This window comes from uncultured Tenacibaculum sp., assembly GCF_947502995.1.
In the GTDB taxonomy this organism is placed as follows: Bacteria; Bacteroidota; Bacteroidia; order Flavobacteriales; family Flavobacteriaceae; genus Polaribacter.
The window spans coordinates 1-15,935 of the sequence record NZ_CANNBW010000015.1; the positions used below are offsets into that span (position 1 = coordinate 1).

A 15,935-nucleotide genomic window follows, 5' to 3' on the forward strand; every position below is an offset into this window, starting at 1 on the left:
TGCCAGTATTACTCATGAAGTTGATTTAAACACTACAGTTTCCAATTCATGGGAAGAATTGATTTATGATTTTAGTGATGCACCCGCAGGTGATTATGTTCGAGTAGTCATCTTCTTTGATTTCGGAGAGAATGGAGATGATAGTGAGTATTATTATGACGAATTAACATTAACGAATTAAACCAAGGATAGCAATGAAAATACAGAAATATATACCTCAAGTAGTTGTAATAATCTTCACAATGTTATTACTAAACGGTTGTGAAGAAAACAACTATGAATTCGGAGATATTGTTGCTCCTAGTAATGTAACAGTAAATGCTGAAGTAATTGGTCAGGATGCTACAAATCCGAATGGAGATGGAACAGGAGTTGTAAATTTTACAATTACGGCAGATAATGCTTTATCGTATAAGTTTGTGTTTAACGGTGTAGAATCAAGTGCACCAAGCGGAAAATTTACATACACGTTTAGTGAATTAGGAATAAATACATATACAGTAACAGCAGTTGCAATAGGTACAGGAGGAGTTTCATCAAGTAAAACAATTCAAGTTGATGTATTGGCTTTATATGAAGTACCAGATGATTTAAAAAATAAATTATACGGATTCGATCCAGCAAATCCAAATGCTGTTTCTTCAAAGACATGGCGAATTAAAGCAGAAGTTGGAGGACATTTTGGTTTAGGACCTGTTGGAGGTTCAATATTTGGAGAATGGTATCAAGCATCTGCAAATGAAAAAGATGGTGTTGGAATGTACGATGATCGTTTTGTATTCAATTCAGATGGAAGTTTTCAGCATCAAACAAACGGAACTGTTTTTGGTAGAAATGGTTTGATAGATGAATTATCTAGCTCTGGTGGTTCTGGTGGAACTATAGATAATTCAGATGTGTTAAATTATACATTGGCAGACTATTCTGGAACATGGAGTTTAATAGCTCCTGGAGGAGTAGAAACCCTTTCTTTATCTGGAATAGGATTTATAGGATATTACATAGGAAACCACAATTATGAAATATTCGATCGTCAAATTCCAAATGAATTAGTTTTAAGGATTAGCGATGCGAATAATGAATTTGATTGGTGGTTTTTAATTACCACACAAGATCCTCAAACAACTTCACCATTTGTTTTTAACACATTGGTTTGGGAAGATGATTTTGAAACCAATGGAACACCAGACCCAACAAAATGGACTTATGACATCGGTACAGGTGTTAATGGTTGGGGAAATAACGAATCACAATATTATACAGATAGAGCGGATAATGCAGTTGTAGAAAACGGAAATCTTGTGATAACAGCAAAGCGAGAAAATTTTTCAGGAAGTGCTTATACATCAGCTAGATTAAAAACTGAAGGTCTATACGACTTTAAATATGGTAGAGTCGAAGTTAGAGCTAAATTACCCGAAGGAGCTGGAACTTGGCCAGCGATTTGGATGTTAGGTTCTAATTTTTCTACAGTAGGTTGGCCTTTTTCCGGAGAGATTGATATTATGGAGCAAACAGGGGCTGATAAAAATACAGTTTTAGCAACTTGTCACTGGCAAGATACAGCAAGTAATACAAAAGCAGATTTCGGTCAAACTACCTCAATTACAAACGCAACATCAGAATTTCATTTATATACATTAGAGTGGACAGATACATCTATTAGTGTGTATTTAGATAATGTGAAGTATTATGAATTGAGTAACTCATCAGTTTTACCATTTAATGAGAATTTCTTTTTGATCTTAAATGTAGCTATGGGAGGAACTTTAGGTGGAGCAATAGATGCTGGATTTTCTGAGGCAAAAATGGAAATTGATTACGTAAGAGTTTATCAATAAAAAGATATTTGGATTAGTGTAAAAGAAGGCTGGCACAATTTTAAAGTGTTGGTCTTCTTTTTTTATTGATTTTATAATGTTTTAAATTATAAATCAAAAAAGCCTCATATTTTACTATGAGGCTAAAAGTTGTGCATTTTTTTATGTAATATAACTATTACTAATATGGTGAAAAAATAGAGAATAATATTTAAATAGCATAATTAAGATTGTAATTAATCACAGAGTTATTATTTTTTATGATTTTTAAAAGTTAGTAAATATAGTAGTTGTTGTTTTTAATCGTTTGAAAATGATTTATTTAAGGGTTTGTTTGTGGTGGCTATAGCTTATTCTGTCCTTCTTTTTTATTTTGTTATGTTTTTTAATGAACAGTAATTATCGATACTATATTCAAAATAAAATAATTATATTTAACGAAGTGCTTTTTTACAAAAGCAAAAATTAACCTTTTTTAAAATTATTATAATGAAAAAAAACATTCAAAACTTAGGTAAATTTCTATCGAAAAGTCAGCAAAAAGAAATTAATGGAGGTCAACTTCCTATAATTGGAAAGGCTTGTCAAACAAATGCAGATTGTACAGCTTTTGGAGGTACATTTGGATGGCCAGATGTTTACTGTAAAAGAAGTAGATTTAGTAGTTACGGAACATGCCAGTTAACCTATTTTTAGGATACATATTTTGCAAATAATATAATAGAAGATTTCGCTAAAAGCGAGATCTTCTTTTTTTTTGCTACAGCACAAAATCTTTTTTCTATTTACCACTAGTATTGAAAACAGGTGATGTTTATAAATAATTATTTTTTTAAGTCTTAAAATCCGCAGTCAATAGAGTTGCTGAATAAGCTTCTAAATAAAAAAGATTATTCTTTAAAAGAAAAACCCACTCAAAGCTTGAGTGGGAAAATTGCTATGAAAAAGAAAAAGTGTCTAAAACGTCTTTTAGACATTTCAAATTTACTAAATGAATTTCATATTTTCATATTAAAAGTTAAAAATATCTAGATTTTGTCTTTCTAGATGTTATTTTGGCGAGTTCTCGGCACAGTAAAAAGCGTTGTACAACCAGTATTTTTAATATGTGTAAACTTTCTAGTGTTCATTTTTATCTTCATTAGAAGGAATACTATAATTTACTGGGTAAAAAAATAAAGTAAAAGTGTAGGTTAATCTTTCTTTATATGCTTTGCGCCATAAGCAAGAACGATTATAAAAACAATAAATAGAGATATTAAAGTTAAAGCAAGAGATAAAGGAAAAGCCCCGGTCAGTTCAATAAATAGAAAATAAACAAAGGGGAATAATAACAAAACTCCAAGAGAAGTAAAGCCTATGAACTGTATTCTTTTCATAAATTAAAATTAGTAAAAGTAAAAGTAAAATAAAATTAAACAGTAGTTAATTCAATTTGTATGACTTAAAAGACTTGTAACATATTAAAGTTCCTAAAATAAAAGAGTATAAGAGCATTAAGTATGTAATTAAATTACGTATACCTTTAAAATTATTGGAAACAATCATTGTTATAAAGGCTGCTATTGAAAATATAATCAATAAAATAGCGAAAATGATATTTCCAGCGAATAAAAAATTGAATTTGTGATTTACTGCTTCTTTACTAATTAAGTTTTTGATACTAAATAATATACTAGTGGTTCCAGAAAAAAGTAATGAAACAGGAATAAATAAAGTTAAATCATTTTTAAAAGCATTTAACAGATTAGAGTATTTAATTATTTCTACAAATTCAAGATATAAAATAATTGAAATGATAGAAACTAAAAAAACTTTAGAAATTAAAAGAGCAATTTTTTTAAACATCGAATAAAATATAAGAATCAATTAATATGTAATTAATTTGATTAAGGTAGAGCTTTAAACTCTAAAGGTTCTGTTGAGTATAACTGATCCCAGCCTACTAAACAAGTATGCATTCCTTCGGAAATTGCGTAATTATAATCTAACACATCAATCAATTCAGCAAGTGGAATAAATGCAAAAATTAATATTAAAATTATAGATGAATATTTAAGAAAAGAAGAAACTTTTTTAGTTTCTATATATTCGATATTAAGTTGATCATAGCTGTTTTTCATAAGGTAAAAATAGTAAAAACTAAATAAACTTAAAATTTAGCTATTCAGAGAAAAAAGTAAGATAAAATTGGATTATAACCAATACAGCAAGTAGAACTCTAACCCAGTTTTTGATTTTATCTGTCCCTTTTACCAAGAATATTTTAGGAAAGTAAGAAGATAATAAAAGAACGATAAGCATTAAAAGTGTAACAATATCAGACATACTCAAAATTAGTAAAAACAAAATAAAGTAAAAGAATAATTAAATAATATCAATGTCTCTATTATCATTAAAAGTATCGATATATTTTTTACATCATTTTGTCACCAAAGATGATTACTTTAAAAAAATCAGATTCTAAATAAAATAAAAACTCCTAAAAAGATTAAGAAAATAATATTATACCATTTCATGAATCAAATATAAAAACAAGTTAAAAGATCAGATTTTATTTATGTCTGTTTTTAATAGCTGAGTAAACATACCAAACAGCAAATACTATAATGAAGATTAAAATACCAATAGGAATTAATAAGGCTGTAAAGTCGACTGCTTTGCACATATTATGAATTAATGAAATAGTTTTTTTAATCAAAAAAAAATACGATTTAGATTATCTAAACCGTATTTTTACTGACTTCTTAAGTCTCCGTAGCGAAGGGGGGACTTGAACCCCCGACCTCAGGGTTATGAATCCTGCGCTCTAACCACCTGAGCTACCTCGCCGATTGCGGATGCAAATATAGTTCAATTTTTCTTACACACAAGAAAAGAATATCATTTTTTTTAAAAAGAATATTTATATATATTGTGTGCTAAACTTAAATGTAAATGAGTAAAGTTAAATTTGAATTAGAGATACCTGTACACGCTTCACCAGCGTTGTTATATCAATATTTTGCTACTCCTTCTGGTTTAGAGGAGTGGTTTGCAGACCGAGTAAATTCAAGAGGAAAAATAATTACCTTTTTTTGGGATGATAGTGAAGAAGAAGCAACCATAGTAACTAAAAAAGCAGACGAACGTATAAAGTTTAAATGGACAGAAAGTGAAGGTGATGAAAGTTACTTCGAATTTAGAGTTCAAGTAGATCCTTTAACAAAAGACGTTTCTTTAATTGTTACTGATTTTGCTGATGATGAAGAATCTGCTGAAGAAGCTAAAATGCTTTGGGAAAATCAAATTGATGAATTAAAACATTTAATAGGAGCATAATTACTTCTAAAATAGAATATAAAGACTCAGCTAAATGCTGAGTTTTTTTATTTATAACATTGTTTTATTTACTAATTTCGTGCTTCAAATTTTAAAGGAATGATAAATCATAACGGTAATTTAATCAATGCTTCTGAATTTCAGTTAACTGCAGAAAATAGAGCGTTTAAATTTGGCGATGGTATTTTTGAAACTATCAAAATTTTAAATGGAAAAGTAGTGTTTTTCGAAGATCACTATTTTAGATTGATGGCATCTATGCGTATGTTACGTATGAAAATTCCTATGGAGTTTACTTTAGAGTTTTTAGAAGGAGAAATTAAAAAAGTAGCCGAGAGTTTTTCTGAAACTAATTTAAGAGCTCGATTAACTGTTTACAGAAAAGATGGAGGTTTGTATACTCCTAAAACGAATGAAGTAGATTATGTTATTGATGTTAAACCTATAACAGCTGAAGCTAAGGATAAATATGTTTTAGATTTATATAAAGACTTTTATAATTATTCTGGAATGTTATCTACTGTGAAAACAACTAATAGAATGTTAAACACAATAGCAGCTGTTTTTGCACAAGAAAATGATTTAGATAATTGTGTATTACTAAATGAACGAAAAGGTGTAGCAGAAGTTACTAACGGTAATATTTTCATCATAAAAGGAAATACAATCAAAACGCCAGCACTAACTGAAGGTTGTATTAAAGGTATAGTTAGAAAGAAAATCATTCAACTATTAGAGGAACATAACGATTATACAATAGAAGAGACATCTATTTCTCCGTTTGAAATTCAAAAAGCTGATGAAGTTTTTATAACTAACGCAATTGTAGGAGTTCAACCAGTTACAAATTATAGAAAAAAAGAATTTAGCACAGATATATCTAAAAAAATTAGAAAAAGCCTGCAGTTAATGGCTTTTACTAATTAAGATGAACATTAACTTGTATTTTATCTACAAAGAACTCTTTATTAGAATATCTGTTTATAGTTAAAGTTAAGTCTGCTGTTGGCATTTTCATTTCTATTTCATTACCATTCGGAGTAATGAACTTTAATTTCTTTAGGGGATAGTTCATGATTATATAATTTTGGTTGATATAAAATTACTAATTAACTATCTATATGTATTTATTTTTAGATATATGGTAGTTTTTTTATGGTGAATGGTAGTGATTTGATGATTTTTGGTTTGGTTTATAGTGTGTTTTGCTATTTAATACATTTGTTTTAGTGGGAGTGTATTGTAATATTTGACTTTAATTAAAGGTTGTATGGGGGATAGTAAGAAAGAAAATAATTGAGTTACTTAAAAGAGTAGCAAAATTATATTTTAAAGAAACATATAACTTTCTGTTGAAATTTTAAATAGTTAGTTGAGGTATTTGATTATCGAAGTGATAATTGGGGCAAACTATTGTAAACTATCAAATAAGAGTTTTACTTAAAAGAAGTTAGAGGTTTCTATATTTCTTAACTGATAAATACGAATTCATTAGGACTGTTAGACATCTTCTCATAATAATATCTATTTACAGAAAGGGAAAGTTTTATTTTAGGGAATTCAATTTCGAATTCGTTACCGTGACATTTTATTAATCTTACGAATGTAGGTTTAATCTTCATAATTAGTGTTTTTGAATAGTTTGAAGATATAAACGATTTGTGAATTATGTGAGTTTAGTTTGTTGAAATGTAGTTTTTTAGAGTCGATTGGAAGTAGGTGTAACTACAAATAACAATTAGTGTTAATTTAAAAAGAATTAAAGACTGAATAGTTTCATATAAAAAAAGAGATCTAAGTATTATTTTTAGATCTCTTTTTTGTCATTTACTTTAAAATGATTTCGTAAGGTGTGTCGTTATTTAAAGAATAGTTTCCGGATATTTCATCAACTATTTTTTCTTTATTTATATCAAAATAAGTAACTCGAAATTGTTTAATTTGATCTTCAGGATACGAGTTGAAATTCATATCTATAATACCTTCGGTATTACTAGTTTTACTTTCTCTAAATTTATATTCAGTTAAAGCATCAATAGTTACTTGAATTGGCGTACCACTTGCGTTTTTAAATAAAGCTTTAAAGCCTTGTAATTCTTTTTCAGGCTCATTTACATATTTTAAATGTTGTTCGTTAGTGTTCTGATGTTTGTTTCTGTAAAAACCTAAGTGTATGTTATTACTTACATCATCTAAAAAAGTATTATAGCCTTTCTTTTCAGCATCATCAAAATATTTACAAGATTCACTTGTGTTAGATCTTGCATTATTAACTTCTTTGCTGTATTTCTTTCTGCTTCTATAGTTTTTAAAAGCTAAAACAGATCTTTTAAATAAATAAAACACGAATAATCCTGCTAGTACTTCAAGTACATAAAAAAGTACTGGTAAAACATCTTGAATTCCAAAAACCGATTCTCTAATTCCTGCTGAAATTTCTCTCGCAACTCGTTCTTTAGAGAAGTAATATATGGCAACACCAATAGCAGAAAATAATGTACTACCAACAAAAAATTGAATTCTAACATCTCTTACAATTCCTTTTCTAATGTCAGATTCTGGTTTTGCAGAGTTTGAAGGAACTTTTTTCTCTTCAAAAAAACGTTTATTTCTGGTGTGAGAACTAAGCATACCAACCATTAATTCTGCAATTACAATAGAGATGAAAATAATTCCTACACCAATAACCCATGGAGCTTGTGGTAAAATATCTCTATAAATTTCTCTACTGAAATAATATTCTAAAATACAGATAACAACAAAAGCAATGGTAAAAGGAACTACGTATGCGTTAGACATAATTTTATCCCATTGATTTAGCTTTTCCTCATTTGGTTTTAAAATCTCAAAAGTATCTCTAGCTCTTTTAGAGGCAGAGTTTGCTCTTGATGCTAGTTCATCGGAAATTTTAAATAAATCTTCTGATTCATCAGTAGATGGTTTGTCCCAGTTTATAATCATAACAGTTAGTTTTTATATACAATCAAAGTCTTCAATATAGCTAAAGAAACCTTCTTTACCTTCAAATTCATTTAACTCAATTCCTTCAAAAATAGAAGTGTCTTTCCAGCCAATTAAAAATAATTCTGCATTGTCAGGTAAAGCTAATTTTGCTTTAATTTTTTCAATCTTTCCAGATCTTCTAGGTTCATTAACACCATCTGTAAAAAGAACAACCATTACTTTGTCATAATCTTCAACTTTTGGTTCTTTTAAAAGCTTGTTAATGTGTTCGAAAGCTAAATTAATATTGGTTATATCATTTCCTTTATAAGGTTTATATCCTAGAATTGAATTTTGTACTGTTTTAGATAAAAAACTGTTTAATTTTGAAGCATTTTTCTTCTTAATTTTTTCATTTTTAGCCTTTATCTTATCGTTATACTTTTTTTGTTTAGCCTGTTCAGATAATGTAGGATGTTCAGATGTTAAAATATTTTTGTAAGGTTTTAAAGCACTTACTTTTAGTCTGAATATTTCTTTTGAATTAGGAGCTGGATTTCCTATAATTGTTGAAGTAAAATAACCGCTACCATTTTCATTGATTACATCTACAATTGTTTTGTAATCTTCTTTATTTAATTTTTGAATACTTTCAGATGAACCACTTCTATCATCTCCTAAAACAATCATAATTTTACATTCAGGAATTTCTTCTTCGGCAATAGCATTATGATTTGGTTTTGGTGAATCACATGAGAAAATAAAAAGTAATAGAATAATAGGTAAAAAACTTTTGCTTAGCATAAATATTTATTTTTCGCTAATATATATAATGTATTAGACACATGAACAAACAAAGCACATTTTTGAATAAAAGAGATTATATTCTTTTATTTTTATTTATAAGAAGTGATTTAAAATAATCTTTTTTTAAGTGAAAGACTATATAAAGGTGAAAAGTAGAACTAAAGAAGAAAATTAATTCATAGTTATATCTGCTGGTGCATTTGCCCAGATTTTATATTTTCCACCTTTTTGAAGTAGTTTATTTTTCCAAATAGCTTCTTCATCTTCAATAAAGATATTATTAAAATCATTTTCAGAAATAAACCAAGACTCAGTATTTAATTCACTCTCGAGTTGTTGAGATCCCCAACCAGAATATCCTAAGAAAAATCTAATGTCAGAGGGTTTTATTAAATCTTCATTTAAAAGTTGTTTTAAAGACTCGAAATTCCCTCCCCAGTAAATTCCATTAGCTACTTCTATACTGTCAGTTAAAAGATGTGGAACTCTATGGATAAAATATAAATTTTCTTGTTCTACTGGTCCGCCCTGATAAATTGTAAAATTACATTCAATATCTGGTATTAGATCTTCTAGAACATATTGCATTGGTCTATTCAGAATAAATCCAACGGAACTTGCATCTGAATGATCTGTAATAAGTACTATTGTTCTTTTGAAAGAGTCATCATTTAGTATAGATGGCTCTGCTATTAATAATCTGCCTTTTTTCGGGGTTAACATCTTCATAAATGTTAAATTTTAAAGTAAAATAAAAATATTTTTTCAATTTTTTAACTTTTCTTTAATAAAAATTCCAGTTAGAGACTGATTTTTTTTTGTGAGATCCTCTGGTGTTCCTTCAAAAATTAAGTTACCACCCTTCTTACCTCCCTCAATACCAAGGTCTATGATGTGATCTGCGCACTTTATAAGGTCAATATTATGCTCGATAACAATTATTGAATGTCCTTTTTCAATTAAGGCGTTAAAAGAGGCTAAAAGCTTCTTTATGTCGTGAAAATGTAATCCGGTGGTAGGTTCATCAAAAATGAATAAGGCTTTATCTTTTGTGTTTCCTTTCATTAAAAATGAAGCTAATTTTATACGTTGAGCTTCACCACCAGATAAGGTAGAAGAAGATTGCCCTAATTGTACGTATCCTAAACCAACATCTTGAAGAGGTTTTAATTTTTTAGCTATTTTGATTGCGCCATTTTCTGTAAAAAAGTCAATTGCATCATCAATAGTTAAGTTTAAAATATCGTCAATATTTTTTCCTTCAAAATTAACTTCTAATATTTCTTTTTTAAAGCGTTTGCCTTTACAATGATCACATTGTAAATGTACATCGGCCATAAATTGCATTTCTATAGTAACTACACCTTCACCTTTACAAACTTCGCAACGCCCACCTTCTACATTAAAAGAAAAGTGTTTTGGTTGATAATTTCTGATTTTAGATAATTTTTGTGTAGATAGAAGTTTACGGATATCGTCGTAAGCTTTTATGTAAGTAACAGGATTTGATCGTGATGATCTACCTATCGGATTTTGGTCAATAAACTCAACATGCTTCAAGTTTTCATAACTTCCCTCAACATCTGTGTACTGACCTATTTTATCTCCATAACCAATTAATTTCTTTTGCATAATTGGGTACAGTAATTTTTTTACAAGTGTACTTTTACCACTACCAGAAACTCCTGTGATTACCGTTAAGTTATTTAGAGGGAAAGTTACATCTATGTTTTTAAGATTATTCTCTCTAGCTCCTAAGATTTTAATAAAATTTTTAGTTTTTCTTCGTTGTTTAGGAACTTCAATTTCCAAGGTTTCAGATAAATATTCAGCAGTAAGAGTTTTCGATTTTATTAGTTCATCGTAAGTTCCTTCTGCTACAACTTTTCCTCCGTGAGTTCCAGCTTCTGGTCCAATGTCTATAATGTAATCGGCTTCTTTCATGATGTCTTCATCATGTTCAACTACTATTACCGTATTTCCGAGATCACGTAAGTTTTTAAGAACTTTAATTAAACGTTCTGTATCTTTTGGATGAAGTCCAATACTTGGCTCGTCTAAAATATACATAGAACCAACTAACGAACTTCCTAAAGAAGTAGCCAAGTTAATACGTTGACTTTCTCCTCCTGATAATGTATTAGATGTACGATTTAATGTAAGGTAACTTAATCCAACATCAGTTAAAAATTGCAATCTATTATTAATTTCAGTTAATAATCGTTTTGCTATTTTCTCTTCATATTCATTTAAAGTAATAGATTTAAAGAATACGCTTAATTCGTCTAATGGAAGATTTACTAAATCTGAAATTGTTTTACCACTAACTTGAACATAGTTTGCTTCTTTTCTTAAGCGTTTTCCGTCGCATTCATGACATTTAGTTTTACCTCTGTAACGAGATAACATGACTCTGTTCTGAATTTTATAGCTTTTTTCTTCTAATTCGTTAAACAGATGATGAATTCCCATGAATTTATCTGTTCCTTCCCAAACTAAATTTTGTTGTTTTTCTGTAAGTTCAAACCAAGGTTTGTGAATTGAAATGTTGTAACTATCTGCATGCAGAATTAAATTTTCCTTATACCATTTATAAGCATCTGTTTTAAATGGGAAAATAGCATCTTCGTAAATCGATAGTCCTGTGTTAGGAATTACCAAATCTTCATCGATACCAATTACATTTCCGTATCCTTCACAAGTAGGACAAGCTCCGTAAGGATTATTAAAACTGAAAAGGTGTGTATTTGGTTCTAAAAAAGTAATACCATCTAGTTCAAATTTATTACTAAATTCTGTTTTAGTTTCTGTTTCTAAATTTTCAACATAACAGAATCCTTTTCCTTCAAAGAAGGCTGTTTGAATAGCGTCTGCTAGGCGATTGTAGAAATCTTCATCATGTTGAATAACAACTCTGTCTACAACTAAATCGATACTATTTCCTTTGAAATCTTCAATAGGAAATTTATCAATTCGATAAACTTTATTATTGTATTTTATTCTAGCATAACCTTGTTGTTTTAAAACCTGCAATAAAGATTCAATAGTTCTCTTTTCAGGTATAACTACTGGAGCAATTAAAAGAAGTTTTGTTTGTTCGTTTAACGATTTTACATGATTTACAACATCGGTCACCGTATGTTTCTTGACTTCATTTCCAGAAATAGGAGAGAAGGTTCTACCAATTCTGGCGTATAATAATTTTATATAATCGTAGATTTCTGTAGAAGTTCCAACTGTGGATCTTGGATTGGTAGAATTTACTTTCTGTTCAATTGCTATAGCAGGAGCAATCCCTTTAATGTAATCTACTTTGGGTTTGTTAAGTTTTCCTAAGAATTGTCGAGCATAAGAAGATAAACTTTCTACATATCGTCGTTGTCCTTCCGCATATAAAGTATCAAAGGCTAATGAAGATTTACCAGATCCAGAAAGTCCGGTTATAACCACAAGTTTATTTCTAGGGATAACAACATCAATGTCTTTTAAATTATGCAATGATGCGCCTTTTATGATTATATTTTCTTTAGGATTTACTTTAGTAATATCTACTTTCATGAACTCAAAAAATAAGTTGTAAAAATAATGCTTTTAAGTTTGGGAAGAAAATTAGGTGAATTGAAAGTTGATAAAAAGGAAGTGGTTATAAATTTACAATTGGGGTTATTAGAGTAAACAAATAGTCAGACTATATAAAAAGACTGTTTAAAAAAATTAAACAGTCTTATAAAATGCAGATAACATAAAAATTATTCATTATCTATTACTGCAGTCCAGTGTAAATATGGAGTAGTTCCTGTTCGTCCACAATTCGAAGTATTTAGGACTCTATAGATATTTAATTCTTCGCTAAAAGGAATTGTTTTAGAAGCTCCTTTACCTGGAGCTAAAGTTCCACTGAATATAGCTGCTCCAGTATTGTCATTATGAAAAGCATAACCTACAGAATTAGTATTACTAGGATTAGAAACTGCTAGTTGAACAACTGTATTTGGCACAACAGCAAAAGAATCTGCAGTTTTACATTTTAATGTTCCTGATTGTATATCTGTATCACTACTTACCGTTTTAGCTAAAAGCATACCTTGTTCTAAGTTTGATGTACTCATTTTTTTAGTTTTTAAATGATTAATTCCTACTCATAAGGCTTTTCGGATACCGCCTCGTTTTTATAGTAGTTTCTGAACTCTACTTTTGAAAACTTATGTAGCGCTATTATTTGTTCTCTGATATAAAATTACTTTTAAACTAGCTTGATAATGAGTGTAATGTTGTGAGTAGAGAATTTTATGTTGTGAAATAAGGAAAGAAAATAGATGTGTTTTTTAGTTTGAAAATTGATGCAAAAAAACCTCTATGTTTTTAACATAGAGGTTTAATGAAATTATATAACTGACTTTGTTAAGCCAAAGCTAAACTTAAATTTGTAGCAAATGGATCTACAGTTTCTACAAAGTTTTTATTTTGATAACCATATAATTGATGATTAATAAATTCACCTTCAATTTCAGAAACAACTTCTAGTTTTGAAACAGGAGAAGGGAATTCATTAATTTTATTTAAATCCATCCATAGGTCTCCCATGCATCTTGCGTTACAGAAATAATACGTTAAATTATTATGACTAGAAACGCTAGTCCACAATGTTTGTGCGATGTTAGGGAAATTACTTAAACTAAAATCAAAATTTACAGGAACAGAAGCGTTCATTACTATAGATTTAGATTGCGTTAAAGAATCTGCGACGTTTTTTGCATCGTATAAATGATTTAAATAATATGAAGCTCTAGCAAATCGATCTGAAGGAAAAGGACCGCCAGGTAATGTATTACTAGGAAAGTTGTTTTTATCATTCCATTGCCAACGCCAAAATTGATTTAATTCAATTTGTTTTGCATAAGAAGGTTCATTGGTCATTACTCTAAATTCAGGATTGTTATAAATAACATAATTCCCTTCATGGACTTCTATAATAGCTGAATCTCCGAATCTATCTGATACAGAAAGGTGAAGAGAAGCAGGTTTATCAGATCCAGGAACAATTCTACCAATTAATTGAATTTGAGTTTTTGCATCTTTACTGAAAACGTCTACTACCTCTTGTACAGAACAACAAGTATCAAGTACAAACTGTACCCATCTTAAAACATCTAGGTTTTTACATGAACTTCCATCTTTTCTTTCATAAGAAGCGTTACTGTCATATAATAAATTAGCAACCAATCCTTTTGAATTTATTCCATCAGAAGCACCAAATGGAGCTTTAGTTCCAACCATAGTAACAATACTGCTGTATTGTGCCTCCCAAATTAAAGAATGTTCATTTTCTTTATCAGTTCCACATTTAATCATGTTCTCATCAGAAGTTACTCTAAAAGCAAATATAGTTGTAGGCATTTGTGTTGCCCAATCCATATTTCTTGCAGTAGTTAAGAAGTTGTTGTCTTTATTAAAATTGTTAAATATTCTAGTACACATAGTTTTAGGTTTTTTAATAGCGTTATATATTTATTGTCTAATATGAAATTACTATCAAATTTGAATGAATGAGATTGAGAAGGTTGAATTCTGAGTAAAACAAAGAATTCAACCTTTTAGTGTTAAATTATAACATGTGCTAATGCAGGATTTGCCTTGTTAGAGGTTTTAGGGTTTTCTTCTGTAACCGTAAAAGGTTTCCCTTCAAAAAGATTTGCATAAAGAGCTTTTGACTCTGAATCTTCACTGCTAGATAAAACTTTTCCTGTTTCTTTATTACCCATCACCATTCTTAAAGTACCATCTTTTAGCGTCCATGCACAAATACTCGATGAGCTAACAGATAAAAATGGTTTAACTACTTGTATTCTTGAAGTAGATATTTTTGCATCCATGTAACTTTCTTTTGTGTCGGCAACTTTGTAGTAGAAAGTGTCAGATGATTTTTTATAGCTTTCTAGTTCGAAAACTACAGCTTCTTCTTTTGATCCATTACTATAGAAAATGTCTTTTTTTAATTTAACATATCCAAAGTCTTTTCCGTCTTGTTCTAATTTTAATATTACTCATTTTTATATAAGTTTATAGTTATTTCCTACTCATGTGGCTTTTCGGGGGCGCCTCGTTTTTTGATGTAGTTTCTGAACTCTACGTTTGGTTAATTGGAAAACTTAGATAGCGCTATAATTGTTTTCTTATATAAAATTACTTTTAAACTGACTTGATAATGAGTGTAATGTTGTGAATAGAGAATTTCATGTAGTGAAACTAAAAAAACAAATACTACATAAAATAGAAGAAGTAAAAGCGAAGAAAATTCTATTTTAGAATAGAAAAACTTTTGATAATATCTCTATAGCTTTCGCTAAAAGAAATTAAATGATTATTCTTTAATAACAGTGAATTTTTAGAAAGTGAAATTTCTTCAATCATATCTGTGTTTACAATGTATTTTCGATGTACTTGTTTAAAGAAGTTTTGTGTGAGGTATTCGTAAACTTTACTTAAAGATATTTGTATGATAAAATTCTCTATTTCAGTAATAATATTACAGTATCTGTTATCAACTTCAATGTAAATGATATTATTGAAATTTACTTTTTTAAGAGTGTTTTTCTTTTTAATAAATAAGTATTCCTTAGCAATCACAGTATCTTCCGTCTTACTTGCAAAAACATTTATTTGACCATAAAACTTTTCAATAGCCATTTCAATGGCGTATAGTAATTCTAGTTCATTAAACGGTTTTAACAAATAACGAAAAGGATTTGTCAATTTTGCACGTTCAAAAATTTGTTGATCTTTTGAAGAGGTTAAAAATAGAAAAGGTTTTATTGCATTAGGTACAGTGGAGATTGTTTCAGCAAAAGTGATTCCTTCAGGATTGTCTCCTAAAAAAATATCGATGATAACCAAGTCAATATTAAATTGATAATATTTAGTCAGTGCATCTTTATAATTTCTGGCTATGGCTACTACATTATACTTGTAATCTTCTAATATTTCCGAGAGCTCAAGTGCTAATTCTTTATCGTCTTCTATAATAAGTATATTTAAGTTTTCCAT

Annotated in this window: 16 protein-coding genes, 1 tRNA gene and 1 pseudogene; 6 read left to right on the plus strand and 12 right to left on the minus strand. The window is 29.0% G+C overall.

The genetic code is table 11. The annotated features are described in order from the left end of the window. The 4 genes and pseudogenes from Q1A46_RS13190 to Q1A46_RS13205 all read left to right on the plus strand — a co-directional run. Positions 1 to 181 (plus strand): annotated as a pseudogene (locus Q1A46_RS13190) (hypothetical protein); the annotation flags it as partial. Positions 182 to 194: 13 nt separating this feature from the next. Further along, complete coding sequence (locus Q1A46_RS13195) at positions 195 to 1,841, plus strand: family 16 glycosylhydrolase (protein WP_299679412.1); 1,647 nt, start codon at positions 195 to 197, stop codon at positions 1,839 to 1,841. Between the two features lie 468 nt (positions 1,842 to 2,309). Further along, positions 2,310 to 2,516 (plus strand): hypothetical protein, encoded by a 207-nt coding sequence (locus Q1A46_RS13200; protein ID WP_299679415.1) that lies wholly within the window; start codon positions 2,310 to 2,312, stop codon positions 2,514 to 2,516. A 982-nt stretch (positions 2,517 to 3,498) separates the two neighbouring features. Beyond that, the gene (locus Q1A46_RS13205) at positions 3,499 to 3,675 is read left to right on the plus strand and encodes a hypothetical protein (protein WP_299679418.1); all 177 of its coding nucleotides are present in this window, start codon (positions 3,499 to 3,501) and stop codon (positions 3,673 to 3,675) included. Between the two features lie 34 nt (positions 3,676 to 3,709). On the opposite strand, the gene Q1A46_RS13210 is transcribed toward Q1A46_RS13205, so the two are convergent. Beyond that, complete coding sequence (locus Q1A46_RS13210; protein ID WP_299679421.1) at positions 3,710 to 3,943, minus strand: hypothetical protein; 234 nt, start codon at positions 3,941 to 3,943, stop codon at positions 3,710 to 3,712. A 635-nt stretch (positions 3,944 to 4,578) separates the two neighbouring features. Then, positions 4,579 to 4,652: transfer RNA gene (locus tag Q1A46_RS13215), tRNA-Met, on the minus strand. 105 nt (positions 4,653 to 4,757) lie between these two features. Between Q1A46_RS13215 and Q1A46_RS13220 the strand changes: the two genes are divergently transcribed. Next, the gene (locus Q1A46_RS13220) at positions 4,758 to 5,141 is read left to right on the plus strand and encodes an START-like domain-containing protein (RefSeq protein ID WP_299679424.1); all 384 of its coding nucleotides are present in this window, start codon (positions 4,758 to 4,760) and stop codon (positions 5,139 to 5,141) included. Between the two features lie 99 nt (positions 5,142 to 5,240). Next, positions 5,241 to 6,068 carry an aminotransferase class IV gene (locus Q1A46_RS13225; protein ID WP_299679427.1) on the plus strand — a complete coding sequence of 276 codons (828 nt, stop codon included), beginning with the start codon at positions 5,241 to 5,243 and terminating at the stop codon, positions 6,066 to 6,068. On the opposite strand, the gene Q1A46_RS13230 is transcribed toward Q1A46_RS13225, so the two are convergent. From Q1A46_RS13230 to Q1A46_RS13275, 10 genes are all read right to left on the minus strand, one after another. After that, positions 6,061 to 6,216, minus strand: coding sequence for a hypothetical protein (locus Q1A46_RS13230; RefSeq protein WP_299679430.1), 156 nt, complete (start codon positions 6,214 to 6,216; stop codon positions 6,061 to 6,063). The two genes, Q1A46_RS13225 and Q1A46_RS13230, sit on opposite strands and share 8 nt — an antisense overlap. Before the next feature lie 394 nt (positions 6,217 to 6,610). Continuing rightward, entirely contained in the window at positions 6,611 to 6,763 is a 153-nt protein-coding gene (locus Q1A46_RS13235; protein ID WP_299679433.1) for a hypothetical protein, read from the minus strand. Positions 6,764 to 6,968: 205 nt separating this feature from the next. Beyond that, positions 6,969 to 8,102: a hypothetical protein gene (locus Q1A46_RS13240; protein ID WP_299679436.1), complete on the minus strand. Its 1,134-nt coding sequence runs from the start codon at positions 8,100 to 8,102 to the stop codon at positions 6,969 to 6,971. 12 nt (positions 8,103 to 8,114) lie between these two features. Further along, complete coding sequence (locus Q1A46_RS13245) at positions 8,115 to 8,888, minus strand: hypothetical protein (RefSeq protein ID WP_299679439.1); 774 nt, start codon at positions 8,886 to 8,888, stop codon at positions 8,115 to 8,117. Positions 8,889 to 9,062: 174 nt separating this feature from the next. Further along, complete coding sequence (locus Q1A46_RS13250; RefSeq protein WP_095072993.1) at positions 9,063 to 9,620, minus strand: YqgE/AlgH family protein; 558 nt, start codon at positions 9,618 to 9,620, stop codon at positions 9,063 to 9,065. Between the two features lie 36 nt (positions 9,621 to 9,656). Next, positions 9,657 to 12,449, minus strand: a complete 2,793-nt coding sequence (gene uvrA, locus Q1A46_RS13255; protein WP_299679447.1) for an excinuclease ABC subunit UvrA — start codon at positions 12,447 to 12,449, stop codon at positions 9,657 to 9,659. A 191-nt stretch (positions 12,450 to 12,640) separates the two neighbouring features. After that, entirely contained in the window at positions 12,641 to 13,000 is a 360-nt protein-coding gene (locus Q1A46_RS13260) for a hypothetical protein (protein ID WP_299679449.1), read from the minus strand. A gap of 292 nt (positions 13,001 to 13,292) precedes the next feature. Beyond that, positions 13,293 to 14,369 (minus strand): linear amide C-N hydrolase, encoded by a 1,077-nt coding sequence (locus tag Q1A46_RS13265; RefSeq protein ID WP_299679451.1) that lies wholly within the window; start codon positions 14,367 to 14,369, stop codon positions 13,293 to 13,295. Between the two features lie 122 nt (positions 14,370 to 14,491). Then, positions 14,492 to 14,764 (minus strand): hypothetical protein, encoded by a 273-nt coding sequence (locus tag Q1A46_RS13270; RefSeq protein WP_299679453.1) that lies wholly within the window; start codon positions 14,762 to 14,764, stop codon positions 14,492 to 14,494. Positions 14,765 to 15,188: 424 nt separating this feature from the next. Continuing rightward, positions 15,189 to 15,935: a LytTR family DNA-binding domain-containing protein gene (locus Q1A46_RS13275; protein ID WP_299679456.1), complete on the minus strand. Its 747-nt coding sequence runs from the start codon at positions 15,933 to 15,935 to the stop codon at positions 15,189 to 15,191.

Bases quoted from the DNA above. Each gene is read 5' to 3' on its own strand.
- Q1A46_RS13210 (WP_299679421.1), bottom strand. From the start codon at position 3,943: ATGAAAAACAGCTATGATCAACTTAATATCGAATATATAGAAACTAAA.
- Q1A46_RS13240 (WP_299679436.1), bottom strand. From the start codon at position 8,102: ATGATTATAAACTGGGACAAACCATCTACTGATGAATCAGAAGATTTA.
- Q1A46_RS13265 (WP_299679451.1), bottom strand. From the start codon at position 14,369: ATGTGTACTAGAATATTTAACAATTTTAATAAAGACAACAACTTCTTA.
- Q1A46_RS13200 (WP_299679415.1), top strand. From the start codon at position 2,310: ATGAAAAAAAACATTCAAAACTTAGGTAAATTTCTATCGAAAAGTCAG.
- Q1A46_RS13270 (WP_299679453.1), bottom strand. From the start codon at position 14,764: ATGGATGCAAAAATATCTACTTCAAGAATACAAGTAGTTAAACCATTT.
- Q1A46_RS13195 (WP_299679412.1), top strand. From the start codon at position 195: ATGAAAATACAGAAATATATACCTCAAGTAGTTGTAATAATCTTCACA.
- Q1A46_RS13220 (WP_299679424.1), top strand. From the start codon at position 4,758: ATGAGTAAAGTTAAATTTGAATTAGAGATACCTGTACACGCTTCACCA.
- Q1A46_RS13225 (WP_299679427.1), top strand. From the start codon at position 5,241: ATGATAAATCATAACGGTAATTTAATCAATGCTTCTGAATTTCAGTTA.
- Q1A46_RS13275 (WP_299679456.1), bottom strand. From the start codon at position 15,935: ATGGAAAACTTAAATATACTTATTATAGAAGACGATAAAGAATTAGCA.
- Q1A46_RS13245 (WP_299679439.1), bottom strand. From the start codon at position 8,888: ATGCTAAGCAAAAGTTTTTTACCTATTATTCTATTACTTTTTATTTTC.
- Q1A46_RS13260 (WP_299679449.1), bottom strand. From the start codon at position 13,000: ATGAGTACATCAAACTTAGAACAAGGTATGCTTTTAGCTAAAACGGTA.
- uvrA (WP_299679447.1), bottom strand. From the start codon at position 12,449: ATGAAAGTAGATATTACTAAAGTAAATCCTAAAGAAAATATAATCATA.
- Q1A46_RS13235 (WP_299679433.1), bottom strand. From the start codon at position 6,763: ATGAAGATTAAACCTACATTCGTAAGATTAATAAAATGTCACGGTAAC.
- Q1A46_RS13230 (WP_299679430.1), bottom strand. From the start codon at position 6,216: ATGAACTATCCCCTAAAGAAATTAAAGTTCATTACTCCGAATGGTAAT.
- Q1A46_RS13250 (WP_095072993.1), bottom strand. From the start codon at position 9,620: ATGAAGATGTTAACCCCGAAAAAAGGCAGATTATTAATAGCAGAGCCA.